26 protein-coding genes and 4 tRNA genes are annotated in these 24,474 nt (G+C 47.6%); all 30 read right to left on the bottom strand.

The features are described from left to right. Positions 1-32: 32 nt before the first annotated feature. Positions 33-3,902, bottom strand: coding sequence for a DNA-directed RNA polymerase subunit beta (gene rpoB, locus J2I47_RS22790; protein ID WP_207366924.1), 3,870 nt, complete (start codon positions 3,900-3,902; stop codon positions 33-35). Positions 3,903-4,121: 219 nt separating this feature from the next. Then, the gene (gene rplL / locus J2I47_RS22785) at positions 4,122-4,505 is read right to left on the bottom strand and encodes a 50S ribosomal protein L7/L12 (protein WP_207366923.1); all 384 of its coding nucleotides are present in this window, start codon (positions 4,503-4,505) and stop codon (positions 4,122-4,124) included. Between the two features lie 53 nt (positions 4,506-4,558). Then, the gene (gene rplJ, locus J2I47_RS22780) at positions 4,559-5,092 is read right to left on the bottom strand and encodes a 50S ribosomal protein L10 (protein WP_207366922.1); all 534 of its coding nucleotides are present in this window, start codon (positions 5,090-5,092) and stop codon (positions 4,559-4,561) included. Between the two features lie 2 nt (positions 5,093-5,094). Continuing rightward, positions 5,095-5,793, bottom strand: a complete 699-nt coding sequence (rplA, locus tag J2I47_RS22775; protein ID WP_207366921.1) for a 50S ribosomal protein L1 — start codon at positions 5,791-5,793, stop codon at positions 5,095-5,097. A gap of 29 nt (positions 5,794-5,822) precedes the next feature. After that, positions 5,823-6,266, bottom strand: a complete 444-nt coding sequence (gene rplK / locus J2I47_RS22770; RefSeq protein WP_207366920.1) for a 50S ribosomal protein L11 — start codon at positions 6,264-6,266, stop codon at positions 5,823-5,825. Between the two features lie 151 nt (positions 6,267-6,417). Then, entirely contained in the window at positions 6,418-6,978 is a 561-nt protein-coding gene (gene nusG, locus J2I47_RS22765; protein ID WP_207366919.1) for a transcription termination/antitermination protein NusG, read from the bottom strand. A 79-nt stretch (positions 6,979-7,057) separates the two neighbouring features. Beyond that, on the bottom strand, positions 7,058-7,249 hold the full coding sequence (secE, locus tag J2I47_RS22760) for a preprotein translocase subunit SecE (RefSeq protein ID WP_207366918.1): 192 nt from the start codon (positions 7,247-7,249) through the stop codon (positions 7,058-7,060). A gap of 12 nt (positions 7,250-7,261) precedes the next feature. Further along, a tRNA-Trp gene (locus J2I47_RS22755) sits at positions 7,262-7,335 on the bottom strand. 194 nt (positions 7,336-7,529) lie between these two features. Beyond that, positions 7,530-8,717: an elongation factor Tu gene (tuf, locus tag J2I47_RS22750; RefSeq protein ID WP_207366917.1), complete on the bottom strand. Its 1,188-nt coding sequence runs from the start codon at positions 8,715-8,717 to the stop codon at positions 7,530-7,532. A gap of 120 nt (positions 8,718-8,837) precedes the next feature. Next, a tRNA-Thr gene (locus J2I47_RS22745) sits at positions 8,838-8,909 on the bottom strand. A 24-nt stretch (positions 8,910-8,933) separates the two neighbouring features. Next, positions 8,934-9,009: transfer RNA gene (locus J2I47_RS22740), tRNA-Gly, on the bottom strand. Between the two features lie 74 nt (positions 9,010-9,083). Beyond that, positions 9,084-9,169, bottom strand: a tRNA-Tyr gene (locus J2I47_RS22735). Positions 9,170-9,351: 182 nt separating this feature from the next. Further along, a complete protein-coding gene (locus J2I47_RS22730) occupies positions 9,352-10,365 on the bottom strand; it encodes an outer membrane beta-barrel protein (protein ID WP_207366916.1) in 1,014 nt (337 codons plus the stop codon). Continuing rightward, entirely contained in the window at positions 10,365-11,234 is an 870-nt protein-coding gene (locus J2I47_RS22725) for a hypothetical protein (RefSeq protein ID WP_207366915.1), read from the bottom strand. The genes J2I47_RS22730 and J2I47_RS22725 overlap by 1 nt, the downstream gene beginning before the upstream one ends. After that, entirely contained in the window at positions 11,212-11,805 is a 594-nt protein-coding gene (locus J2I47_RS22720) for an RNA polymerase sigma factor (protein ID WP_207366914.1), read from the bottom strand. The genes J2I47_RS22725 and J2I47_RS22720 overlap by 23 nt, the downstream gene beginning before the upstream one ends. A 107-nt stretch (positions 11,806-11,912) precedes the next feature. Further along, positions 11,913-12,290 (bottom strand): DUF983 domain-containing protein, encoded by a 378-nt coding sequence (locus tag J2I47_RS22715; protein ID WP_207366913.1) that lies wholly within the window; start codon positions 12,288-12,290, stop codon positions 11,913-11,915. Continuing rightward, entirely contained in the window at positions 12,241-12,516 is a 276-nt protein-coding gene (locus J2I47_RS27090) for a CAMCR motif-containing small membrane protein (RefSeq protein WP_229374890.1), read from the bottom strand. The genes J2I47_RS22715 and J2I47_RS27090 overlap by 50 nt, the downstream gene beginning before the upstream one ends. Positions 12,517-12,532: 16 nt before the next feature. Continuing rightward, positions 12,533-13,078: a DUF420 domain-containing protein gene (locus tag J2I47_RS22710; RefSeq protein WP_207366912.1), complete on the bottom strand. Its 546-nt coding sequence runs from the start codon at positions 13,076-13,078 to the stop codon at positions 12,533-12,535. A gap of 3 nt (positions 13,079-13,081) precedes the next feature. Continuing rightward, the gene (locus J2I47_RS22705) at positions 13,082-13,792 is read right to left on the bottom strand and encodes an SCO family protein (protein WP_207366911.1); all 711 of its coding nucleotides are present in this window, start codon (positions 13,790-13,792) and stop codon (positions 13,082-13,084) included. A gap of 2 nt (positions 13,793-13,794) precedes the next feature. Beyond that, complete coding sequence (locus J2I47_RS22700) at positions 13,795-14,127, bottom strand: cytochrome C oxidase subunit IV family protein (RefSeq protein WP_207366910.1); 333 nt, start codon at positions 14,125-14,127, stop codon at positions 13,795-13,797. A gap of 13 nt (positions 14,128-14,140) precedes the next feature. Beyond that, entirely contained in the window at positions 14,141-14,926 is a 786-nt protein-coding gene (locus J2I47_RS22695; RefSeq protein ID WP_207366909.1) for a cytochrome c oxidase subunit 3, read from the bottom strand. A 15-nt stretch (positions 14,927-14,941) separates the two neighbouring features. Continuing rightward, entirely contained in the window at positions 14,942-15,535 is a 594-nt protein-coding gene (locus tag J2I47_RS22690; RefSeq protein WP_207366908.1) for a cytochrome c oxidase subunit 3, read from the bottom strand. A gap of 1 nt (position 15,536) precedes the next feature. Continuing rightward, a complete protein-coding gene (cyoE, locus tag J2I47_RS22685) occupies positions 15,537-16,442 on the bottom strand; it encodes a heme o synthase (RefSeq protein WP_207366907.1) in 906 nt (301 codons plus the stop codon). Further along, positions 16,439-17,470 carry a COX15/CtaA family protein gene (locus J2I47_RS22680; RefSeq protein ID WP_207366906.1) on the bottom strand — a complete coding sequence of 344 codons (1,032 nt, stop codon included), beginning with the start codon at positions 17,468-17,470 and terminating at the stop codon, positions 16,439-16,441. The genes cyoE and J2I47_RS22680 overlap by 4 nt, the downstream gene beginning before the upstream one ends. Beyond that, positions 17,445-19,328: a cytochrome c oxidase subunit I gene (locus J2I47_RS22675; protein WP_207366905.1), complete on the bottom strand. Its 1,884-nt coding sequence runs from the start codon at positions 19,326-19,328 to the stop codon at positions 17,445-17,447. Before J2I47_RS22675 ends, J2I47_RS22680 begins: the two co-directional genes overlap by 26 nt. 29 nt (positions 19,329-19,357) lie before the next feature. Further along, positions 19,358-20,464 (bottom strand): cytochrome c oxidase subunit II, encoded by a 1,107-nt coding sequence (locus J2I47_RS22670; protein WP_207366904.1) that lies wholly within the window; start codon positions 20,462-20,464, stop codon positions 19,358-19,360. Positions 20,465-20,488: 24 nt separating this feature from the next. Then, positions 20,489-21,796 carry a quinol:cytochrome C oxidoreductase gene (locus J2I47_RS22665; protein WP_207366903.1) on the bottom strand — a complete coding sequence of 436 codons (1,308 nt, stop codon included), beginning with the start codon at positions 21,794-21,796 and terminating at the stop codon, positions 20,489-20,491. Between the two features lie 71 nt (positions 21,797-21,867). After that, entirely contained in the window at positions 21,868-22,470 is a 603-nt protein-coding gene (locus J2I47_RS22660; RefSeq protein WP_207366902.1) for a c-type cytochrome, read from the bottom strand. A 9-nt stretch (positions 22,471-22,479) separates the two neighbouring features. Further along, entirely contained in the window at positions 22,480-23,010 is a 531-nt protein-coding gene (locus J2I47_RS22655) for a DUF3341 domain-containing protein (RefSeq protein ID WP_207366901.1), read from the bottom strand. Between the two features lie 12 nt (positions 23,011-23,022). Then, entirely contained in the window at positions 23,023-24,450 is a 1,428-nt protein-coding gene (nrfD, locus tag J2I47_RS22650; protein WP_207366900.1) for an NrfD/PsrC family molybdoenzyme membrane anchor subunit, read from the bottom strand. Between the last annotated feature and the right edge of the window lie 24 nt (positions 24,451-24,474).

Raw genomic sequence — 24,474 nt, 5'->3', positions numbered from 1 at the left:
AACTTTAGACTTTAGGCATTGGCCATTGAACTTTACTCTAGAGTAATTTCAAGTGCCAGACCACGCAACTCGTGAACGAGTACGTTGAACGACTCAGGAATGTTTGGTTTCGGCATATTCTCGCCTTTCACAATGGCTTCGTATGCCTTGGCACGGCCCACCACGTCATCTGATTTTACGGTTAGGATTTCCTGCAGAATGTTGGCTGCACCAAAAGCTTCCAACGCCCACACCTCCATCTCGCCAAACCGCTGACCACCAAACTGCGCTTTACCACCCAGCGGCTGCTGTGTAATGAGCGAGTAGGGTCCAATTGACCGGGCGTGCATTTTATCGTCCACCAGGTGGCCAAGCTTCAGCATGTAGATGATACCTACCGTTACCTTCTGGTCGAAACGCTCACCCGACAAACCGTCGTAGAGGTACGTCCGGCCAAACTCGGGCAGACCAGCAGCCGTCAACTCATCAGATACCTGTTGCTCAGTAGCGCCGTCGAAAATCGGCGTGGCATACTTGCGACCCAGTTTCTGACCAGCCCAGGCTAATACAGTCTCGTAAATCTGGCCAAGGTTCATCCGGGAAGGTACACCCAGTGGGTTCAATACGATATCAACCGGCGTACCGTCTTCCAGGAAGGGCATATCTTCATCACGAACGATCCGGGCAACAACGCCCTTGTTACCGTGGCGACCAGCCATCTTATCACCTACTTTCAGCTTACGCTTCTTGGCGATATATACTTTAGCCAGCTTCACAATACCCGCAGGTAATTCGTCGCCCACTTCAAGCGTGAACCGTTCCCGCTTAAAGCGACCCGTAATCTCGTTGCGACGTGTGTTGTAGTTTTTCACCAACTTCACCAGCAACTGATTCGTGTGCTCGTCTTCAGTCCAGTTGTCCAGAATCAAATCCGACAGTAGGTTCACCTCTTCGGGCACCGCATAGCCACTTTCGTCGCGGTATGGGTTCTTGTCGGGAAACAAATTCTCGGTAATGTTTTTCCGCGTGAACTTGGTACCCTTGCTGAAGATTTCGTCGCCGAAACGATGCTTGACACTGTTACTAGTTTTGCCGTCCAGCAATTCCACCAGTTTGTCAATACCCCGCGTACGGAATGCATTCAGATCACGACCGTACTTCTTCATCAACGTCTTCAACTCCTCCTTGTGCTTACCGCGATCTTCTTTCGACGGGCGGGCAAACAGTTTGGTATCGATAACAACGCCTTTCAACGATGGTGGTGCTTTTTTAGAAGCATCCTTCACATCACCAGCCTTGTCGCCGAAGATGGCACGGAGCAGTTTCTCTTCCGGCGTCGGATCGCTTTCTCCTTTTGGTGTAATCTTACCAATCAGGATATCGCCTTCCTTCACCTCCGTACCTACACGCACAATACCGTTCTCGTCGAGGTTACGAACCGTCTCTTCCGATACGTTCGGGATTTCTGAGGTCAGCTCCTCTTCGCCTCGCTTCGTGTCGCGCACTTCCAGCTCGAACTCTTCGATGTGAATCGACGTGAAAATATCTTCGCGCACTACCCGCTCCGAGATCACAATGGCATCTTCGAAGTTATACCCCTGCCAGGGCATGAAGGCCACTTTCATGTTCCGACCCAGGGCCAGTTCACCCGTTTGCGTAGCATAGCCTTCGCAAAGCACATCACCTTTTTTCACCTTCTGGCCTTTCAGCACAATCGGTTTCAGGTTAATGCAGGTATCCTGGTTGGTACGGCGGAACTTGATGAGGTTGTAGGTCTTCACATCTTCATCAAACGTGACCGAGTCGGTGTCTTTGTCCAGAATGTAGCGAACCACAATCTTGGTCGAATCCACAAAGTCAATTGATCCGTCGTTTTCAGCAATTACCAGCGCACGTGAGTCAGTAGCCACCCGACCTTCCAGACCAGTACCCACAATGGGTGCTTCCGGACGCAGCAGCGGAACTGCCTGACGTTGCATGTTCGAACCCATCAGGGCACGGTTGGCATCATCGTGCTCCAGGAACGGGATCATAGACGCGGCCACCGACACAATCTGGTTCGGGGCAATGTCCATAAACGTTACACTGGCTGGCTCCGATATAGGGAAGTCACCCTCAAAGCGAGCCTTCAGTTTGTCGACTTTAAAGTTGCCTTTTGGGTCAAGGGCCGAGCTGGCCTGCGCAATGTAGTGTGTGTCTTCTTCTTCAGCCGTCAAATACATCACCGGCTTGTCGGGTACTTTACCATTTTCAACAACCCGGTAGGGCGTTTCGATAAAGCCCATGCTGTTTACTTTCGCAAACACACACAATGATGAAATCAGACCAATGTTTGGTCCCTCAGGCGTCTCAATAGTACACAACCGACCGTAGTGCGTATAGTGTACGTCACGTACCTCGAAGCCCGCCCGCTCACGCGAAAGACCACCTGGTCCGAGCGCCGACATCCGACGCTTGTGCGTCACTTCGGCCAGCGGATTCGTTTGGTCCATGAACTGCGAAAGCTGATTGGTACCGAAGAACGAGTTGATTACTGACGACAGCGTCCGGGCATTGATCAGGTCAACCGGCTTGAAATCTTCGTTGTCCCGCACGTTCATCCGCTCTTTGATCGTCCGGGCCATACGAGCCAGACCAACACCAAATTGCGCATACAACTGCTCACCCACCGTGCGGACACGACGGTTGCTCAAATGGTCAATATCATCAACAACCGCCTTCGCGTTAATCAGCCCGATCAGGTACTTTACAATCGAGACGATGTCACGGGTAGTCAGCACTTTGGTATCTGACGCCACGTCCAGACCCAGCTTTTTGTTGATCCGGTACCGGCCAACATCACCTAGGTCATAGCGTTTGTCTGAGAAAAACAGGCTCTGAATCACCTCCCGTGCCGCCTGCTCATCAGGCGCTTCGGTGTTGCGCAGTTGCCGGTAAATCTGCTCAACAGCCTCCTTCTCCGAGTTTGAACTGTCTTTCTGGAGGGTGTTGTATATAATGTTGTAATCGGCCATGTTCATATCTTCCTTGTGCAGGATGATCGACTTCTGACCTGATTCTGTAATCGTATCAATGTCGCTGGCAGCAACCACCGAGTCGCGCTCCAGGAGCACTTCATTCCGACTGATCGATACCACCTCGCCCGTATCTTCATCAACGAAGTCTTCCGTCCACGTACGCAATACCCGTGCTGCCAACCGACGACCAATAGCTTTTTTCAATGTAGCTGGCGTAGCGGCTATCTCTTCCGAAAGGCCAAACAGATCCAGAATATCTTTGTCTGAACCAAAGCCGATGGCCCGCAACAGTGTCGTTACCGGGAATTTCTTTTTCCGATCGATGTAGGCATACATGACGTTGTTCACGTCAGTAGAAAACTCAATCCAAGATCCCTTAAATGGAATAATCCGGGCTGAGTAAAGCTTTGTACCATTGGTATGTTTGCTCATCGAGAAAAACACACCAGGTGAGCGGTGCAACTGCGAAACAATGACCCGTTCGGCTCCGTTTATGACAAACGACGCCTTTCCAGTCATGTAGGGAATGTTGCCGAGGAACACTTCCTGCTCAATAGTTTCAAAGTCTTCGTTATCCTGATCATTATTGATCAGACGTAGCTTTGCTTTGAGAGGAACTGAATAAGTGAGGCCCCGGTCAATACACTCGTCGACCGAGTACTTTGGTGGATCTACTGAGTAATCGATAAACTCCAGAACGAAGTTTTCGCGTGAATCAGAGATGGGGAAGTTCTCCTGAAACACCTTGTACAGACCTTCCTGCGAACGGCTGTCTGAAGGGGTATCAAGTTGAAAGAAGTCACGGAATGACTTAAGCTGAATATCCAGGAAATCAGGATAGTCAACTACAGGCTGAATCGTCGCAAAGTTTTTGCGAGTGTTGTTGTTTTTAGCGTTTGTAGCCAAGGCTCGTCTGCGTTTAGTTGAGCGACTGATTCCTAATCAAATAGGCCCTATCCAAAAAATAACCGAACGAATAGTGAAAAGGGCGTAAAAAAGCAACACTGTCGCCAAAAAATAAGTTTTTCGGGACGACGTATATAGATAAAAAAGTCTCCAAGCAGAAAAAGACCTGACGTTTGCCAGGCCCTTCTCTGCTTGGAGTACCAGGGTAAGTGCTATTCCTTACTTAACCTCTACTTCAGCACCAGCTTCTTCCAATTGCTTGCGCAGGGCTTCAGCTTCGTCTTTAGCAACACCTTCTTTCACTGGCTTAGGAGCCGTGTCAACTAGTTCTTTTGCTTCTTTCAAGCCCAGACCAGTCAGGTCTTTCACCAGTTTCACAACTGCCAGTTTGCTGGCACCTGCAGCCTTCAGGATCACATCGAATGAAGTTTTCTCAGCAGCGGCTGGAGCAGCTTCGCCGCCGCCACCACCACCGGCCATCATCACAGGTGCCGCAGCAGCTGGCTCGATGCCATACTCATCTTTCAGGATAGCAGCCAGCTCGTTTACTTCTTTAACGGTAAGGTTGACAAGCTGCTCAGCGAATGCTTTCAAATCTGCCATTTCAGTATTGAAAATTAGTTGTTACAAGATTGATTGAAAATTGAACGTCGGGCTTAGTTTTCTTCGCGCTCCGACAGCGTTTTCAGGATACCAGCCAGTTTGCCACCGCCGCTCGTCAACGCAGATACCACGTTTTTCGCAGGTGATTGCAGCAAGCCAATGATTTCGCCGATCAGCTCGTTTTTGCTCTTCAGATTGATGAGCGTATCGAGTTGGTCTGCCCCAATAAACAGGCTGTAGTTAACCGAAGCACCCTTCAGTTTCAGCTTGTCATTGGTTCTACGGAATTCTTTGATCAACTGAGCAGCAGCTTTACCGTTCTCAGGATGAAACATCACCCCTGAAAAACCGGTCAGTACTGTATCGTCGAATGAAGAATAATCCGTATCGTTTACTGTCTCAAGAGCCTTTCTGATGAGGGTGTTCTTTACTACCACATACTCGATACCCCGCTCGAAGCACAAACGACGGAGCTGATTAGTTTCAGCAACCGACATGCCGTTGGCATCGGTGATGTAGAAGTATGGAATGGTTTGGAACTTCTGGCTCAGTTCGTCGATAATCGCGCCTTTCTCTTCCCTTGTCATAATTACAGGCCCGCAACGGTGGCTTTATCGATGTTCACACTTGGACTCATCGTGCTTGACAAATAGATCGTCTGCACGTAAGTTCCTTTAGATGAAGAAGGCTTCAGCCGAACCAGCGTAGCAATCACCTCCTGGGCGTTCTCGGCTAGTTTTTCCGGAGTGAAAGACACTTTACCAATACTGGTGTGAATAATGCCGGTCTTATCAACTTTAAAATCGATTTTACCAGCCTTCACCTCCGTCACGGCTTTGCCAACTTCTGGCGTTACTGTACCCGATTTCGGGTTTGGCATCAAACCACGGGGACCAAGCACCCGACCCAAACGACCAACTTTGGCCATTACACTGGGCATGGTAATGATCACGTCTACATCCGTCCAACCCTGTTCGATTTTCTGGATGTAATCGTCGAGGCCAACATAGTCAGCACCCGCTTCTTTTGCCTCGTTCTCTTTGTCGGGGGTGCAAAGCACCAACACCCGAACATTCTTGCCCGTACCGTGGGGTAGAGTAGCCACGCCGCGAACCATTTGGTCTGCTTTGCGAGGATCAACACCTAACCGCACGTCGATGTCTACAGAAGCGTCAAACTTGGTGTACGAAATTTCTTTCAAAACTTCGGCCGCCTGCTGCAACGAGTATACTTTCGTCGCGTCAAACTTTGACTGCGCTTCTTTTTGTTTTTTTGTCAACTTTGCCATGATTCGTTAAGATGCCTTCGGCAAGTTTACTAATTGTCCCAGGGGGCTGCGCCTGATACGGTGATACCCATGCTACGAGCCGTACCCGCAATCATCTTCATGGCTGACTCAACCGTGAAGCAATTCAAATCGGGCATTTTCGTTTCAGCAATAACACGTACCTGATCCCAGTCAACCGAACCTACTTTGTTCCGGTTTGGCTGAGCCGATCCACCTTTCAGTTTAGCAGCTTCCATTAACATGATTGGAGCAGGCGGCGTTTTGATAACAAAATCAAACGACTTATCCTTGTAGTACGTGATCAGTACCGGCAAGACCATGCCCATTTTATCCTGCGTACGGCCATTAAACTGCTTGCAGAATTCCATGATATTCAAACCCTTGGAACCCAGCGCAGGACCGATTGGAGGAGAGGGATTGGCTTGACCGCCCTTTACCTGCAACTTAACGTAGCCAGCTACTTCTTTTGCCATTGTTCGTACTTGTTTTACGACTCTTGCCTGGTATCTTACTCGGTTATGCGTGTCATACCAACACAACCGCCGATTACCTAACTAAAGTCACTTTGTGTGTCGGCCACGTCTGTAGGAAGCATCGGTGGCCAACGTGAGCACTAACGATATGTTAGTCCTCTTTATCAACTTGTGCGTAACTCAATTCAACTGGGGTACTACGCCCGAAGATTTTAACGACCACGTTCAATTTTTTGCGATCATCAAACACTTCTTCAACCGTGCCAATGAAGCCGCTAAACGGCCCGTCTACAACCTTCACTGACTCGCCCCGCAGATAACCAACCACAGGGGCAGCTGCCTCCTGGGTTTCCTCATCTACTTTACCCAAAATTCGTTTTACTTCTGCCTCGCGCAGGGGCACTGGAATTTTAGAATTGCCTGACCCCGTATTGCCCAGAAACCCAATAACACCAGGCATGTTGGTAATCAGAGCCAAAGCACGCGCATTACTTAGATCAGCAGAGATTAATATATACCCGGGAAAGAATGACTTTTCACGAACACGCTTCTTGCCATTACGCATCTCATATACCTTCTCTGATGGAATGAGCACCTGGGGGATGACCTCAGACAGTTGTTGCCGATGAATTTCGTTATCCAGGTAAGACTTCACCTTCTTTTCCTGACCCGAAACAGCCCGAATAACATACCAATTGATGCCTGTTGTCATCTGCGTAGAGCGATTTTATGCCTCACAAATCGTTTCTTAACACTAATCAGTGTTTCAAAACAATTTGTCGGGCAACGTGTTAGAATGACCGGTAGAAGAAGTTCAACGCGTTTTCAAACACGTAGTCAATCATTCCAACCAGCAAAGCAAAAATCAGCGATGCTATCAAGACCAGCGATGAACTAGCTTGTAGATCACTGAACTTTGGCCAGGTCACGTTATGCTGAACCTCTTCCCAAGAGTGTTTCAGGAAGGTAGTAACTTTCTCCATGTCTGTAAGGATTGGCACGGGTGGAGAGATTCGAACTCCCATCAACGGTTTTGGAGACCGCTATTCTACCCTTGAACTACACCCGTGTATATTCTTTAGAAACAAGCAATAGGAAACGAAAACCAAGATTCACTGAACTGAACTACCTGGGTTCTTATCTCTTCTGCCTTTTTCCTATTGTTGATCTATTTCCGATTTCGGACTGCAAAGATCCGAAAATATTGACAAAAAACAAGTGCACCCCTTTTCAGAAATGCACTTGCCTTAATAATCAGACTAATTAGTCGAGGATTTCAGTTACCTGACCAGCACCTACGGTACGACCACCTTCACGAATAGCGAAGCGAAGACCTTTCTCCATAGCAATTTTGTTGATCAGTGTCACCTCAATAGTGATGTTATCACCAGGCATGACCATTTCAACGCCAGCTGGCAATACAATCTCACCCGTTACGTCTGTGGTACGGAAATAAAACTGTGGGCGGTACTTGTTAAAGAATGGTGTGTGACGACCACCTTCTTCTTTCGACAGTACATACACCTCAGCCTTGAATTTAGCGTGTGGAGTTACCGAACCTGGCTTACAAATAACCATACCACGACGGATATCGGTTTTTTCAATACCACGGAGCAGCAAACCTACGTTGTCACCGGCTTCGCCACGGTCCAGAATTTTCCGGAACATTTCAACGCCTGTTACAACTGATTTCAGGTTTTCAGCACCCATACCCAGGATCTCAACAGGCTCACCTGAGTTGATCACGCCGCGCTCAATACGACCAGTGGCAACTGTACCACGACCAGTGATTGAGAACACGTCTTCTACCGGCATCAGGAACGGAAGGTCCGTCTGACGAGGAGGCAGGGGAATGAATGAGTCAACTGAATCCATCAGCTCTTCGATGGTAGTAACCCACTTGGCTTCGCCATTCAGGCCACCCAGAGCAGAACCCTGGATAACGGGGATATTGTCGCCGTCAAATTTGTAGAAGCTCAACAACTCACGGATTTCCATCTCAACGAGTTCGAGCAATTCTGGATCGTCTACCATATCCACCTTGTTCATAAACACAACAAGTTGGGGTACACCTACCTGGCGGGCGAGCAGGATGTGCTCACGTGTTTGGGGCATAGGACCGTCGGTGGCAGCAACTACCAGGATGGCACCGTCCATTTGGGCAGCACCTGTTACCATGTTTTTCACATAGTCGGCGTGACCTGGGCAGTCAACGTGTGCATAGTGACGGTTCTCCGTAGCGTATTCCACGTGTGAGGTGTTGATCGTGATACCACGCTCTTTTTCCTCAGGGGCATTGTCAATCGACGAGAAGTCCCGCATTGCAGCAAGGCCCTTGCCGGCGAGTACTTTCGTAATGGCTGCCGTCAGCGTCGTCTTGCCGTGGTCAACGTGACCAATCGTACCGATGTTGACGTGCGGTTTCGAGCGGTCAAAATTCTCTTTTGCCATGTCTTAAAAACGCTTTAGTTAACTATAGTTAGTGTTAGTTGATTTGCCCTTACACAAAAGGTGCCCAAACAGAGCACCTCCTAAAAAGCCACCTCAACAGAGCAACATTTGGCAGCTTAGAGCCTTCTATCGGATTTGAACCGACGACCTCTTCCTTACCAAGGAAGTGCTCTACCACTGAGCTAAGAAGGCAGGTAACGAGTAATAATCAATTAGTGGAGCGGGAGACGAGGTTCGAACTCGCGACCTATAGCTTGGAAGGCTATCGCTCTACCAACTGAGCTACTCCCGCAAAATAAGCCAGCAGTGAGGCTTAACAAACTGCAACGTTTTCATTACAAATTGTTACTGCTCCACTGCAAACTTTGGTGGGGAGTGGAGGATTCGAACCTCCGAAGGCGTACGCCAGCAGATTTACAGTCTGATCCATTTGGCCACTCTGGAAACTCCCCAAGAACACATGCAAAGAACACTTTCCGCCCCGTATCTCAGTTTGGAGTTGCAAAATTACGCTGTTTTTGTCCGTTGTCAACAGCAGAGCTAAAAAATTCTTGCCTTTTAACCAAAAGAGGCCCTTGCCAATGTAGCAAGGGCCTCTTTTGGTTAAAAGATTAGCTGATTCGCTCGTCCAGCCTTAGATGGTGATACCAAAACTAAGAGGCCTTATGGCAGGACCTCTGCCTTCTTGGAAACTGTTATTCAGGTTGTATTTAACAAAGAAATTCAGATTGGCTATACCTACATTACCCTGTAAACCGTATTGGAGGTTGTTCAGATAAAAACTGCCGTGGTCGTGAAACTTGTCACCATTGTCCTGCTTAATCTTGGTATAACTGTCGAGACGGTAACCTACAAATCCACCCAAGCCGATGTTAAAAGCCCGTTTGCGGCTGTTATTATAAATTGAAAATTGAGGAACCACGGGCAGTTCGAGGTTACAGACAGTGAGTTTGCTCTTGGTTAGATGGGTGGGGTACGTGGAGAACGTCACAGCGTCGGGGCCACGCTCAGCTTTGACATTTTCCTGAAACATGAAATTGTTCCATGCCACCTGCAAGCCATAGCGGATGCTTACTTTCAATTTGTTGTTACGTATGATGGCGGGGTTTTGTGTGAAGCTAAACGCAGCGTAACGCGACCCAAGTGGGTCAAGCTCATACGAAGCTCCGTTGTATTTTGGCGTAGTTGGGCCGCCAACCCATGTATTTAAGCCGAAGTGAAAGTCAGTACTTACCCGCCAATTGCTGCTCGACATACTTCTGTTTCTGTTTCTGCGGGACTTGTAAATGCGCCGTTCATTGCTGTAGCTATTTGTCGAATCTGATGGTTCGTTATTTTTTACGGTGACGGTCACGCTGCCGCCCGACTTCTCCACCACGATCAGGGTATCGCGGAGATAACGTTTGCCGTTTTGTTCATTGACTGCATACACCTGTCCTTCGGGTACCGAATCAAGCTTCGAGACCATATCGTTGACAATGCGGTTTAGATCATACTTGGCAATCTCTTTAAGCCGGTCTTTCGTTGGTGCATAGATAGCAACACGTGAGGCTTTTCCGAAGCGAATGATAAGTGAATCAGCAGGAGTACTCGTGGCCTTTGCCACTTGGGCACTCAGTAGACAGATGAGGATAGTCAGCGTTTTCATTACTCAAGGGTGGTTTCGTTTTTAAGACTTTCTTTCATGCCTTCAAACACGCGGCTAATACGGCTCCGCGAATCGACAGGGCGTTTTGCAGGGGTGACGCGGGCCAAGGCATCACCATTTTTCAACTGCTTTACTTTAGCCAACAAGCCTGCCAGACTTCCTGATTGTACCTGTGAGGTAGATTCCACCTGGGCAGGCTGTAGCGCCACAATTGGTGCGGCAGCTTTTGGCTCTTCAATAGTCATCACAACTACGCGTTGCTGATCTGATTGGTGGGCTGCTGTGGGGGATGTCTGTATTCCCTCAATAGGTTTTGACAAATTGGTCGACGAAGGGATAGACCCGTTTTTTGCTAATTCAACTTGAGGAACGGGTGAGACAGGAACAGGACTTATGACTTCATGGGTATTATTTCCAGGATAAGGCATACTTGACCTTATCTCATTTTTGCCAGCTTCCAGCTTTGCAGCCATAGCTATTATGGGCTTACTCTGCTCATGTGCTGCTTCGGTGACTGGTTTAGTCGTACTGATTCTGGATGGATTTGCGTGCTTTCCGGCATTAGTTACAAGTGGTGCTGATTGAGCATCATTGGCTGGCACGGCGGCTTGGCTTGCTTTTATTTGTGCTAGCGGTTGCTTTTTCGCTACAGGATCAGGCAGTAGACTATTTCGGTAATAAAACAGCGTAACCAGCAGTAAGCTTGCCACGGCGGCACCATACCACCAGATGGCAACCCGCCGTCTGGTAACGGGCAATGGGGCAGTACTCATCCGGCTCTGCAATCGGCTGAATGCGTCCGGACTGGGAGGCAGTTCGGCTTCGCGCAATTTCCGGGCAAAAAGGTCATCTATTGGCTGCTTTTCCATAGTGGCTAGCTGTCTTATATCCTGTTTCCATGTTGCGGACCTTTTGCTGAAGCAAGGCCCTGGCACGTGATAATTGTGATTTTGAGGTGCCTTCACTGATGCCAGTCAACTCGGCAATTTCGGCGTGATTATATCCCTCAATAGCGTAGAGATTAAATACGGTGCGGTAGCCGTCGGGGAGCTGCGCTACCAACCTGATCAGATCTTCGCTTTGCAGATTAGCGTCGGCCCATTCATAATCGGGTTCAACGGTGATGGTGTCAAGCGGTTGTTCCTGTCGCCAGGCTTTGTTTTTCCTTAAGTACATCAGCGATTCGGTTACCATTACCCGCCGCATCCAGCCTTCAAAACTACCGTCACCCCTGAACTGACCGATCCGGTTGTAGACGCGCATAAATCCGTCAATAAGCACTTCTTCTGCGTCGTCATGATTGCCTACATACCGCATGCAAACGGCCAGCATCCGACTCCCATACCGTTCATATACCACACGCTGTGCACGGGCCTCCTGCTGTTGCAGGGCGGCAACCAATCGGCTTTCCGTCAGATAATGTGGTATAGTGAGTGCCATTCAGCGAAGCATTTGGTATGAAGATGCGGCTACTTTGCTTCTAGGTTGCACAGCACAAAAAAAATCCTGACGTAACCGTCAGGATTTTCATAACTGTAAGGCAGCCTTCAGATCGCTGGATCGTAGGGAATACCCGCCACATAGTGCAGCCAAATAACCCGCGACAATCTAAAATTGATGGTTGAAATGACTATCACACCAATGGATACAACCAACGCATATACCCAACCCGGCGGATTGTTAAACAGGTAAAAAAGAGCGAAGCCTAATATAAGCGCCAGCCCACCTGAAAACGCATAGCTGACATACATTGCACCAATGAAATAACCCGGTTCTATCTCGAACCGTAGTCCACAGTGTGGACAGAATTCGTTCATCTCACCAAACCCAACAGGATTGTAGAGCGCCGTTTTAAATATTTTGCCCTGCCGACATCTAGGACATAGCCCCGCGGACACGGCTTGCAATTTTGAGACGTTGGCCATGTTCTTTTTTGCTGGTACGATACCACAGATAACTAACCGTAGCCACGATCAGATACGGTGCGGCCAAAAGGTACAGAATACCAAAATTTAAGTTTGAAGCAACTACACTACGGCCATTGCTGACGGTGCTTTCTACTACACCACGGCACATAGCGCATTGTGCGAAAACATCAGGGCCTGCCAACAGAAGTAGTCCTACTACTGCGGCCCAAGTCCACTTTTTCATAGCCTGTTGTGATTTATTAATGATTGTAATATGGTCTGATCATCAGATAAACGATCACGCCGGTTGTGCTGACATATAGCCAAATCGGTAAGGCCCAGCGTGTCATTTTCTTATGCAACACGAATTGCTTCGTCAGCGCGAAGTACACGGCCCTCAATACAAACCAGAGCACCACTACCGACAACGTAATGTGGGAAATAAGCAGGAAGTAGTACACTGGCCGAATCCATCCCTGACCACCAAACGACGTAGACGGATTTGAGATGTGGTACAAAACATAACCAATGAGAAAGAAGGCCCCTAGTGTAAACGCAGCCAGCATCGTAGCACGGTGAGCAGCTACGTTCTTTTGCCGAATAAAGTAATAACCAACAACGAGCAGTACGGAAGTGATAGAATTGATTACCCCGTTGATGTGGGGCAGATACGTAGTCCAACTACCCAGATCGAACTTCTGCCGGATACCAAGCATTAACGCAACAACTACCGGCACAGCAATGGAAACGATGTTGATGAATCGATTAGCATTGCGGTCACTTTTTACTAACTCGGCAGTTTCCATACGTTAAGCCTGCTTGTTATAGCCGTCAATCAATACCCTGATTTCCAACGTCAGACGTTCAATGTCTTTCTTGTCAGTACCGTCGTAGAAGCCACGGATAATACCTTCCTTGTCTACTAAAACTAACTTTTCGCTGTGGATAAAAGTTTCGTCGGGTGAGCCGTAGCTGACCCCATGATCAACTACGGGCAGGAAATACCCGTGTTGTCCTAAGTTATAAATCTGAGCTTTATCGCCGGTCAAAAAATACCATTTACCGGGCAGCGCATGCATTCGTTTAGCGTAGGCGGTCAATTCGGCGGGTTTGTCATTGATGGGATCTACGCTGAATGACAAGAACACCAGATCGTTTCGGTCTTTAAAGATATCCTGCACCCGCGAGAGGTTAGTGTTCATCTTAGGACAGATAGTGCCGCAACGGGTAAAGAAGAAATTGGCAACATGGATCTTGCCTTTTCTTAAAGCCTCTGTAGCGGGTTTGCCGTCCTGGTCGGTCAGCTTAAAGCCCGGCACTTTCCGAAACAAGGTGTCAGTTCGTTCACCAAATTGATCTGTCACCTTATGCATGACAGGTTCATTTGTAGTCGAATCGATGACTGGAATAAAGCGAGGCAGTGTGTAGTAATTGGTCGTACCAAACCGGTAGATTATGTACGACAAAGCCGGGACCATCAACACGAAGAAGAGGATCCCGGCCTTTCGAAATGAAGCCATATTTATCTGCTCATGAAAATGGAGCCACCTTCATACATTAACGCTAGTAACAACCACATAACAAAGATGACTGGCAAAAGGATAAACCATATCAGGCTTTTCACTTCGTGCTTCAGGTGCATAAACTCACCAACAATGTAGAATGCCTTGATAATGGTCATTCCCACAAAGATGGACACCCGGAGGTAGCCAGCCTTCATCGTAAAGGCAATCAGGAACTCAAACGCGGTTATTATGCACAGGATGATAAATGTGCGCCAGATTATTTTGGTATTGGCAGGTGGTGGAGCAACGTCTGTTCCGCCGTGATTATCAGTGTATGGGGTATTGGCCATGACGACAAATGAATTAAACCAGATAGAAGAAGGTAAACACAAAGACCCAGACTAGGTCAACAAAGTGCCAGTATAACCCAACCTTCTCAACCATTTCGTAGCTACCCCGACGGTCATACATGCCCGTCGACGTTCGGTAGAAGATCAGAATATTCAGCAGCACACCGGAGAAAACGTGTGTACCGTGGAAACCAGTTATAAAAAAGAACAGGTCGGCAAATGCAGGCGGGCCATACTGATTCTCGGCCAGGTTAGCACCGAAAATAGTGTGCTGTACCCATTGGCCAGCCACCAGCTCGCGAATAGTGCTACCTTCCTCCGTTCCATGAATAAAGTGTGACCATTCCCAAGCTTGGCTACTCAGGAAAGCAAACCCGCCAAGAATAGTCCAAAGCATGTATTTTTCCACATCCCGCCGGTCACGCCGGTGTCCAGCCTCAACGGCAAGTACCATTGTAACAGATGAGAAAATCAGGATGAACGTCATCAGGCCCACAAAAATCAGTGGCGCGTTGAGGCCATGCAGGAACGGAAGCGCATTAAACACATGATCAGGTACAGGCCAGTATGTGTTCGAGAAATGAAAAGGAACCCCGTTGATTTCTGGCGAATAGGCCGGATAGCTATACCGAATAAGGCCATAAGTCACCAATAAGGCAGAAAAAGTGAACGTATCTGAGATTAGGAAGAACCACATCATCAGCTTACCATAGCTGGCGTTCATCGGTTCAACGCCGCCCATCCACGCTTTCTTGTCAAATACTACTGACTCGTCAGTTGTTGCTGCTGTAGCCGCCATGCGATTTTAAACGTATTAATGGAAATAGAGTAAAAAGAAAAACAAGTAAAGCCAGAGCACGTCCAAAAAATGCCAGTAAACGGTTGCAATGTGTATCTGGTCGAGTGACTTAGCGTGTATTCGTAAACGAAACGCGGCCACCAAAGCAAAGACAAGCACAATCAGTCCGGATATAAGGTGGAACGCGTGCATACCCGTAAACACATAGATGAATGAACCGGCCGGGTTACCAACGAAATAAACGTCGTTCCTTACTAATTCAACCCATCCCTGGAACTGCATGTACAGGAATATCATTCCAAGCACAAAAGTAATGGTAATCGCTATCCTGAGCGCATTGAAATTGTCTTTTTTGGCAGCCAGATAGGCCCAGTGCATTGTAATGCTGCTGACAATCAAAACACCTGTACTGTAGGCAAACACGGATGGCATAACAAAGTCGAGCCAGTTTCCCTCTGCTCTACGCACCAGATAGGCACTGGTAAAGGAAGCAAACAGCATCAGTATGCTCACAATAAACAACCACAGTATAAACCGCTTGGGGTTTACTGAAAGTGTTTCTTCCGGCTCTTCTTCGAGCCATTTTATTTCTTCTGTTTCCTCTTTCATGTCAGACGCGATCTATAACAAACGCGATTTGAACAATCGGTAAATAGGCAAATGCTGAAAACATAAGTCGCTTAGCGGTGGCAACTGTTGGGTTTCGTACCAAGGCTATGTTGAATACTACTAAAACAACGGCCATCACAGTTGCAATGATACTAGACACAACCCCTGTATAACCCATTTCATAGGGTACTAAAGCTAGTGGTAATAGCCATATTGTAAACAATAGAATCACCCATGCCGTGCGACTAGATGGAGGTCTTTTTAGAGGTAAAAGCTTGAAACCAGCTTTCGCGTAATCATTATCCAACACCCAGGCAACAGCCCAGAAGTGGGTAAACTGCCAGACGAATTGCAAAGCGAAAAGCCACCATGCTTCACCATTGACGGTACCCGTCGCTGCAATCCAGCCAATCAGTGGAGGCAGTCCACCAGGTATTGCCCCTACATAGACTGCAATTGAACCAACGCGCTTGAGCGGCGTGTATACAAACCCATACAGCAAAAAGGAAACGAACGAAACACCTGCTGTAAGCGGGTTGAAGCTGTTCGTTTGAATAAACAGTCCAATAAACAAGGTTACAGCAACAAAGATCAGGGCTTTCTGTTTGCTTAGCCGTCCAGATGGCAAAGGACGGTCTCCTGTACGTTGCATGAGCCGGTCGAATTCTACTTCAAGCACTTGATTCACAGCATTAGCGGCGCCTGTTACTAGTAGCCCGCTGATACTAAATAACGCCATTAACCAAAGTGAGTAAGGTCGTTCTGCACCCATCATGTAGCCTAACACGCCAGAGAACGCAACCAGAAACGATAGCCTGAATTTGAGCAACTCAAAGTACGTATACCACCAGGGCCTAAGCACAGGTTTAGGGCGCTGCTCAGTAGCTACTTCCAGGGGTGTGCTCATAACGTAGGTGTGTTTGCACGTAGCATCTCGCTCGTGTCTTTATATGAATCAGGCAAAAGCCGATTCGCATAAAGCAACAGAATGACTAAAAACTGGAATCCAAGTACAGTTACCGCTAGTGTAAGGTGTACAGGCTGTGCCCAGGCTGGAATAGCGAAATAGCCCATGATTGCTCCCGTTGCTATTTCTATTAAGATGAGACCAACAACAAAGGATGCTAGTGTTGTCGCGGCCCCTTTTGCAGTATTATTTCGCAAAAACGGGAGAATCCAGGCTAGTTGACTAGCCAAAACCACCAGCGAGAAAGTTCGGTGAACATAGAATCTTATCCCGAGCTCACTCACCCACATGTATCGCTGTTGCTGACCCAACTGGCTGGCCACTTCATCAACCATTTCTCTGACCTGGGTACCGAGTAGTATCTGAAACAGTAATAGACCACTACTAATCCATATCCACCGATACACACTAGGTTTAGCCGTTGTCTGCCCGAATCGATATATGTGAGCCTGACTCCTGGTTGCTACATATAGCAAAACACCAACAATGATGATGGCCAACAGCATGTGTAGCGTAATTAGCCAACCCGATAATACACTGGACACTACTTTTGCGCCCAGCCACCCCTGAAAGCCAACTAACAGAAAAGCCAAAAAACTAAAGCCTACAATGGGGCGATCCCGCCGCCAGTAGGCTTTAATAGAAGCTGCAAAAGTTAGAAAGATGAATACGCCTATCAGGGCGCCCAATAATCTGTTCAAATACTCTGTCCAAGTCTTTGCGACGTTGAACTGGACGTCCTTATAACCCCGATGGGCGTATATCTGCTGGTAATTAGCTGGCAGCTCAGAGACATCAGTTGGGGGAACCCATTGCCCAAAACACTTAGGCCAATCTGGGCAACCCATTCCAGACCCTGTACTCCTAACTATTCCGCCTACCAAAATCAATAAGAAAACAGACAGAACAGTTAGGAGCGCCAGGCGCCTGAACGAACGCTCATTAATGAGGTTGCTTAAACTGGTCATTATAGTTTTGTGCTTCGATCGCTTTTTCCAGCGAAATCAACTCATTCTCATGCGGAAGATTTGATTCTGGCGTAGCAGAGTAAGGCACGTTCTGAGGAATAAAGTCATCTTTGGCGCCCGGCTTGCTGTAATCATAAGGCCAACGATATACAGCGGGAATCTCGCCCGGCCAGTTACCATGACCTGGTACAACTGGCGTCGTCCACTCCAGGGTGTTTGAGTGCCAAGGATTCTGTGTTGCTTTTTTGCCTTTGATCAAGCTATACACAAAGTTGTACAAGAACAGGAACTGAGCAGAGAACGTAATCACAGCCATGATGCTAATGAACGAGTTCATGTCCTGGAAGATATTCTTTGTGAAGTCATTCGACGTGAAAGCGTAATAACGACGAGGGAAACCAGCTATACCGATATAATGCATTGGAAAGAAAATGCAGTAAATACCGATAAACGTCATCCAGAAGTGAACATAGCCCATCTTCTCATTCATCATACGGCCAAACATCTTCGGGAACCAGTGGTAAACACCAGCCAACAAGCCAAACGCCGATGAAGCACCCATTACCAGGTGGAAGTGAGCGACAACGAAGTATGTGTCATGCAGTTGAATGTCAAGTGCTGAGTTACCGAGAATAAGACCTGTTACACCTCCTGAGATAAAGAATGACACCAGTCCAATCGAGAATAGCATAGCCGGCGTAAACCGGATATTACCCCGCCAAAGCGTAGTGATGTAGTTAAACGCCTTCACAGCAGAGGGCACAGCGATAATCAATGTCAGGAACATGAAAACCGATCCGAGGAAGGGGTTCATTCCTGTCACGAACATGTGGTGCGCCCATACTATAAACGCCAGGAAAGCGATACCCATCATGGATGCAATCATAGCCCGATAACCAAAGATTGGCTTACGAGAATTCGTGGCAATGATTTCTGAGGTGATTCCCAGAGCTGGCAACATAACAATGTAAACCTCAGGGTGACCCAAGAACCAAAACAGGTGTTGGAACAAAATTGGGCTACCTCCAACGTTCGGTAACGCCTCACCAGCTACATAGATCTCAGAGAGGAAGAAACTGGTACCGAAGCTACGGTCGAAAATCAGCAGCAACGCTGCCGACAAGAGCACTGGAAACGAAATCAAACCAAGGATCGCCGTTAGGAAAAATGCCCAAATTGTCAGCGGCAATTTGCTAAACGACATACCACGGGTACGTAGGTTGATAACTGTAGTGATGTAGTTAATACCACCTAGCAACTGCGACACGATAAACAGGGCCATACTGGACAACCACAATGTCATACCCATTTGCGAACCCATGTGTGCCTGTGGCAGTGCACTCAATGGCGGATACACTACCCAACCACCCGCGGCAGGACCCGTCTCAAGAAACAGAGATACGAACATGAGCATACTGGCCAAGAAGAAAAACCAGTAAGATAGCATGTTCAGGAAGCCTGATGCCATATCACGAGCACCTACCTGCAACGGAATCAAGAAGTTACTGAATGTACCACTTAGACCGGCAGTCAGCACAAAAAACACCATGATGGTGCCGTGCATTGTCACTAGAGCTAGGTAAAAGTCTGGCGAGAGTTTACCCGTCTCGTCAATCCAGTTGCCGATAAGTGGGCGCAGAAACTCCAGCTTTAATTGGGGAAAGCCTAACTGAAGCCGGAAGATAACCGAAAAAGATATACCAATGATTGCCCAAATGATACCAGAAATCAAGTACTGCTTGGCAATTGTTTTGTGATCTTCTGCGAAAACATACTTCCGCAAGAAGCTTAATTCTTCATGATGGTCATGCTCGGCGTCATGAACCGATAGAGTCGAGACAGCGCTTTCAGTTGCCATAATTAGTGTTGTTGTCTTTAGTTGGACCGTTAACGAAGAGAAGCATTTCCAGCGGTAGCAGCACCACCCGCCGAAGCTGTAGCCGTACTATCTGCTGCTGGCAAATATTTTGCAGCTTTGGCTCTCAGATTAGAAGGGATTCGTGATGCATATTCAGGATATGATGTCAACAAAGGCTTTTGCTCTGCACACCATTTTTTCCATGAATCTTCGTCTTCAACAACTAAATTCATTTTCATTGAAAAGTGTCCACGACCGCATACTTCCGTGCAAGCAATCTCGTACTTAAACGCCTGGTTGCCTGTCTCGTTGCGCATCTGCTCCGTAGTTTTCTCAGGTTTAAACCAGAAACGCGTTGGCATACCTGGTACCGCATCCATCTTCACACGCATATGCGGAATAAACACACTGTGCAACACATCACGTGCCCGGATACGAATCAGCACAGGCTTGCCAACTGGAATATGTAATTCAGTTGTATTCGTAAAATCGTCGAAGGCATTCTCATCAGAGAAGTCAATTCCAGTATCGTTGTTATTGTCAATTAGCTTGTAGTTGTAGTTGCCAAGCTTGTTGTTATCAATACCAGGGTAACGGGCAATCCAGTTAAATTGCTTCCCTATCAGTTCAACCTCCTGTGCACCAGCAGGCGCCTCCGACATGATGTCGCGCCATGCCTGCCAGCCAGTAAACACCATCAAAGCCATAACAACGGCTGGCGTAACAGTCCAATACAGTTCCAGCTTGTGGTTCTCTGGATAGTATGTTGCCCGCCTACCGTTCTTGTACTGGTACTTAAACGCAAAGTAGAACAGGAAAATATTTGTCAGAAGAGCCGACCCTGTTACAATGGCCATAGACACCCAAAACAGAGTGTCTGTACGACGACCGTGTTCAGAAGAAGCTTCTGGTAAAAAGTACTGGGTCGAGTGAACAAACGACCAGGTGGCAGCAATAACTCCCAATACAAGGAAGACCATAAACATGGCTCCGTTGAGTTTGTTGCTTGTAGTGCCATACTGCTCTTCACCCACTTCAGGGGTGCTTACACCCTTCATTACGTTGGTCAGCCGACCGAACACCATAAAGGCAAGAGCGAGAAAGACAATCGAGAGAAGTCCTACGATGTATACCATGTGATAACGTGATTTAGATAAAGTCTAAATGTCGTGGTGCAATGCTTCTTCAAGCAGCGGATGGTTCTTAGCAATCAAATTTGCTTTGGTCAACTGTGTCGATACAGACCAGATAAATGCACAAGCAAAAATCAGGATCATACCGAACTCAATAGGACCAAATCCCCCATGCTCGCCAACCGTTCCTGGCATGATGTTCGTGTAGAAATCGAAATAGTGACCAACAAGAACACCCCAGCAAGCTACCTTCAACAGAACAGTCGTGCGTTTCGCATCCCTTGTCATGAGAACGAGGAACGGAAAGACAAAGTTTAAGAATAGATTAACAAAAAATGGTGCTAGGTAGATACCCCCATAACCGCTGAAACGCTCACGGTAGTAGATGGTTTCCTCGGGCAAATTGGCGTAGTAAATCAGCATAAACTGAGCAAACCACACGTATGTCCAAAAGATGCTGAATGCAAAGATAAATTTACCCAAGTCATGCAAATGGCTTTGGTTCACAGCCTGTAGGTAACCTTGCTCTTTCAGCATTACCACTACCAGTGTCATTGTAGCCAGGCCTGCTACGTGCCAGCTGGCTAGCGTATACCAACCAAACATAGTGCTAAACCAATGCGTGTCGATAGACATGATCAAGTCCCAGGCAGCAGTCGATGAGGTCACAGCAAATATCACAAGGAATACCACGCCAAATTTCATGCTTTTGTAGTAGTATTCTGTACCGCCGTTTAGGTCTTCCTGAAGTGAATAGTTACGCAGGATGCGCCAGAGGAAGTACCAAGAGACGAAATAAAAGATCATTCTTCCTAAAAAGAACGGCGTATTCAGAAAGCCTTTCTTTCCAGCAATGATTGGGTCATACCCTTCGCCACCTTTTACATACAGCTCTGCATGTGTCCAATGAAATAAATCATGGCCAGCAATAAGGAAAGTGGCGAGCATGATAATACCCATCACGGGCAAGAATGCAGGCATCGCTTCTGGTATACGCTTGATCACTGACGACCAGCCAGCTTGCGCCAGATAGTTATACGACAGGAAAAACATGCCAGCAACAGCTATACCCGTAAAGTACACGCTGTTTACCCACACATTAGCCCAAAAGCGAGTCATCCAGGTGTAATGGCCATGCGCGCCTTCATGACCTTCGCTCAGACCATGACCTTGTACAGCTTCATGAGCGTGTTCGCCCACACCCGATGCGAGTAAGAATGATCCAATTGCAACCAAAGCGACGCCAACAACGCCTCCGATAATCAACCGCCGCTTTGCTTCGGCTGTGAATTCGTATTGTTCATCTAAAGAAGGTATCGCGTGTACTGATGCCATTACCGACAATTTTAACTGTTGAAAAAAGCCCCAATATGCTTGAACAGATTGAGGCTGTTTGACTTGATCTTTTAACCCTGTTGAAGTTTGTGAACATACAGCACAATCTTCCAGCGTTCCTCAGGGGTCATCTGTGAACCGTGTGGCCACATCCGCCCTTTACCATGTGTAATGACGTGGAAAATATGCCCGTCATTCATCGTCTTATAGTCTCCTACCGAGTAGTTGGGAACACCTTTATATTCCTTACCTACTAAGCCATCACCTTTGCCATTTTCGCCATGGCAATGGATGCAATAGCGACCGTACAGTACTTTACCTTCGTCGAGGCTGGCATCTGTTAACGCTATAGGATTCACCAGTGTGCGTTCTGCAATGGCAATGCTGTCTTTGGGGATATTGTAGATCATTAAATCCCTTGTTACGCTATCACCCTTACCAAAGCTTGTGTGATAATTTGGCCGCGCTACAGTACCACGGGCTGGGTCACGCATATTCAATCCATAAGGATTGATAGTATTTGCTCTTACCTGCCTATATGGTTCATAACCAACAGCATCATACATCTGGGGTGCATATTGCGTCCCAGTGTCATTGTGGCTATCTCCACATGAGCTTACCAGCAACGTACCGAAAGCACTTATCGCTAAAAGAGCTATGTGATTAAACTTCATGATCTTTTCTTAAAACTGCTTAACGTTTACTTCAGCGGCGCCTGACTGCTTCAAAATAGACTCGATTGCTGTTTCCTGCAGTGAGTTCTTTTCCAGATCAATGGCCATAGCAAACTTATTGTCGGTAGTCCGCAGGTCAAACATCAACGGCTTAACCGTAGGACCCATGTTGTTTGAGATGATAAACGTTGCCACCATTCCTAAAGCGGTGAACAACACTGTTAGCTCGAACGTAATCGGGATGTAAATCGGAAATGAAAACGAGTCTTTACCACCCACAACCATTGGCCAGTCAAACTTTTCGGTGTATGACATCAGCAATAATGCAGTAATACACCCTGTTAACCCGAACATGAAGGCAGCAATACCCAGGCGTGAACGAGGGTGACCCAATGCTACGTCCAACCCGTGAATTGGAAACGGCGTGTACACCTCATGAATCCGAACGCCAGATTCCCGAACTTCCCGTACCGCTTTAAGCACTACATCGTCGTCATCGAAAATGCCGACCAAAAACTTACTATTTACTGGCGTTGCCATATAGTCTAAAAATTAATCGACGTTTTTGTTGAACGTTGGGTTTGTCACGCGCTCTCCTTTAGCCACACCAGACACCGATTGTGGCAGCTTTTCTGATGATGACTTGATGATGGCTTTCACTTCAGCCATATTGACTACAGGCAGGAACTTGGCAAATAGCAGGAAGAGCGTGAAAAATAAACCAAACGAGAAAATGTAGTCGCTGATGTCGAACAGAGTTGGGTGGAACATAGCCCAACTCGATGGCAGGTAATCGCGGTGTAGCGATGTTACAATAATTACAAACCGCTCAAACCACATACCGATGTTCACAACCACAGACAGCACAAACGTCCAAACAACAGAAGTACGGATTGTCTTTGACCAGAATAGCTGTGGCGAGATAACGTTGCACGTCATCATAGCCCAGTAAGCCCACCAGTACGGACCTGATGCCCGGTTGATGAATGCGTAGCTTTCAAACTCGCTGCCTGAATACCAGGCAATGAAGAACTCGGTGATGTAAGCCACACCCACAATTGAACCTGTGAGGGTGATGATCTTATTCATCGACTCGATGTGTTCAGTTGTAATGTAATCTTCTAATTTGAACACGACCCGGATGATCAGCATCAGGTTTTGCACCATCGCGAAGCCAGAGAAAATAGCACCAGCTACAAAATATGGAGGGAAGATGGTAGTATGCCAACCCGGAATTACCGACGTGGCAAAGTCCATACTTACGATAGTGTGCACCGAAAGCACCAATGGCGTAGAGATACCAGCCAGAATCAGGCTCATGTACTCATAACGAGCCCAGGTTTTGGCTGATCCATTCCATCCGAGCGATAACGCCCCGTAAATGTATCGGCTCACTTTGCTACGGGCACGGTCACGGATCGTAGCCAAATCAGGCACAAGACCCATGTACCAGAACACAAGTGATACCGTGAAATAAGTGCTGATAGCAAACACGTCCCATACCAGTGGCGATTTGAAGTTCACCCATAATGAGCCGAAGGTATTTGGTAGTGGCAGCGCCCAATAAGCCATCCACGGACGGCCCATGTGCATGAAGATGAACATGGCCGCGCATACTACCGCGAAAATGGTCATTGCTTCTGCAGCCCGGTTAACTGAGGTCCGCCATTTTTGACGGAACAGCAACAGAATAGCTGAGATGAGTGTGCCAGCGTGACCGATACCTACCCACCATACGAAGTTGGTAATATCCCAGGCCCAACCAACCGTTTTGTTCAGCCCCCAAACGCCGAGACCTTCCCACCATGTGTAGAAGACACAGGCAGAGCCATAAACCAGTACCAAAGCAGAGATCGTAAAAGCAATCGTCCACTCACGAGTGGGCTTGCCTTCTACCTGCCTGCAGACGTCCTCAGTAACGTCGGCATATGTCTTACCGCCAGATACCAGCGGTGTACGTACGGCTGAAGTGATATGCATTTTATTGTCTTTTAATCAGTTAGT

It is taken from the genome of Fibrella rubiginis (genome assembly GCF_017353185.1).
In the GTDB taxonomy this organism is placed as follows: domain Bacteria; phylum Bacteroidota; class Bacteroidia; order Cytophagales; family Spirosomataceae; genus Fibrella; species Fibrella rubiginis.
Note: the sequence above shows the minus strand (reverse complement) of the source record. Positions and strands in the feature narration are given on the sequence as shown.

Excerpts from the sequence above, each read along its gene's own strand:
- rplL (WP_207366923.1), bottom strand. The coding sequence starts at position 4,505 with ATGGCAGATTTGAAAGCATTCGCTGAGCAGCTTGTCAACCTTACCGTT.
- rplJ (WP_207366922.1), bottom strand. The coding sequence starts at position 5,092 with ATGACAAGGGAAGAGAAAGGCGCGATTATCGACGAACTGAGCCAGAAG.
- rplA (WP_207366921.1), bottom strand. The coding sequence starts at position 5,793 with ATGGCAAAGTTGACAAAAAAACAAAAAGAAGCGCAGTCAAAGTTTGAC.
- rplK (WP_207366920.1), bottom strand. The coding sequence starts at position 6,266 with ATGGCAAAAGAAGTAGCTGGCTACGTTAAGTTGCAGGTAAAGGGCGGT.
- nusG (WP_207366919.1), bottom strand. The coding sequence starts at position 6,978 with ATGACAACAGGCATCAATTGGTATGTTATTCGGGCTGTTTCGGGTCAG.
- secE (WP_207366918.1), bottom strand. The coding sequence starts at position 7,249 with ATGGAGAAAGTTACTACCTTCCTGAAACACTCTTGGGAAGAGGTTCAG.
- tuf (WP_207366917.1), bottom strand. The coding sequence starts at position 8,717 with ATGGCAAAAGAGAATTTTGACCGCTCGAAACCGCACGTCAACATCGGT.
- J2I47_RS22730 (WP_207366916.1), bottom strand. The coding sequence starts at position 10,365 with ATGAAAACGCTGACTATCCTCATCTGTCTACTGAGTGCCCAAGTGGCA.
- J2I47_RS22725 (WP_207366915.1), bottom strand. The coding sequence starts at position 11,234 with ATGGAAAAGCAGCCAATAGATGACCTTTTTGCCCGGAAATTGCGCGAA.
- J2I47_RS22720 (WP_207366914.1), bottom strand. The coding sequence starts at position 11,805 with ATGGCACTCACTATACCACATTATCTGACGGAAAGCCGATTGGTTGCC.
- J2I47_RS22715 (WP_207366913.1), bottom strand. The coding sequence starts at position 12,290 with ATGGCCAACGTCTCAAAATTGCAAGCCGTGTCCGCGGGGCTATGTCCT.
- J2I47_RS27090 (WP_229374890.1), bottom strand. The coding sequence starts at position 12,516 with ATGAAAAAGTGGACTTGGGCCGCAGTAGTAGGACTACTTCTGTTGGCA.
- J2I47_RS22710 (WP_207366912.1), bottom strand. The coding sequence starts at position 13,078 with ATGGAAACTGCCGAGTTAGTAAAAAGTGACCGCAATGCTAATCGATTC.
- J2I47_RS22705 (WP_207366911.1), bottom strand. The coding sequence starts at position 13,792 with ATGGCTTCATTTCGAAAGGCCGGGATCCTCTTCTTCGTGTTGATGGTC.
- J2I47_RS22700 (WP_207366910.1), bottom strand. The coding sequence starts at position 14,127 with ATGGCCAATACCCCATACACTGATAATCACGGCGGAACAGACGTTGCT.
- J2I47_RS22695 (WP_207366909.1), bottom strand. The coding sequence starts at position 14,926 with ATGGCGGCTACAGCAGCAACAACTGACGAGTCAGTAGTATTTGACAAG.
- J2I47_RS22690 (WP_207366908.1), bottom strand. The coding sequence starts at position 15,535 with ATGAAAGAGGAAACAGAAGAAATAAAATGGCTCGAAGAAGAGCCGGAA.
- cyoE (WP_207366907.1), bottom strand. The coding sequence starts at position 16,442 with ATGAGCACACCCCTGGAAGTAGCTACTGAGCAGCGCCCTAAACCTGTG.
- J2I47_RS22680 (WP_207366906.1), bottom strand. The coding sequence starts at position 17,470 with ATGACCAGTTTAAGCAACCTCATTAATGAGCGTTCGTTCAGGCGCCTG.
- J2I47_RS22675 (WP_207366905.1), bottom strand. The coding sequence starts at position 19,328 with ATGGCAACTGAAAGCGCTGTCTCGACTCTATCGGTTCATGACGCCGAG.
- J2I47_RS22670 (WP_207366904.1), bottom strand. The coding sequence starts at position 20,464 with ATGGTATACATCGTAGGACTTCTCTCGATTGTCTTTCTCGCTCTTGCC.
- J2I47_RS22665 (WP_207366903.1), bottom strand. The coding sequence starts at position 21,796 with ATGGCATCAGTACACGCGATACCTTCTTTAGATGAACAATACGAATTC.
- J2I47_RS22660 (WP_207366902.1), bottom strand. The coding sequence starts at position 22,470 with ATGAAGTTTAATCACATAGCTCTTTTAGCGATAAGTGCTTTCGGTACG.
- J2I47_RS22655 (WP_207366901.1), bottom strand. The coding sequence starts at position 23,010 with ATGGCAACGCCAGTAAATAGTAAGTTTTTGGTCGGCATTTTCGATGAC.
- nrfD (WP_207366900.1), bottom strand. The coding sequence starts at position 24,450 with ATGCATATCACTTCAGCCGTACGTACACCGCTGGTATCTGGCGGTAAG.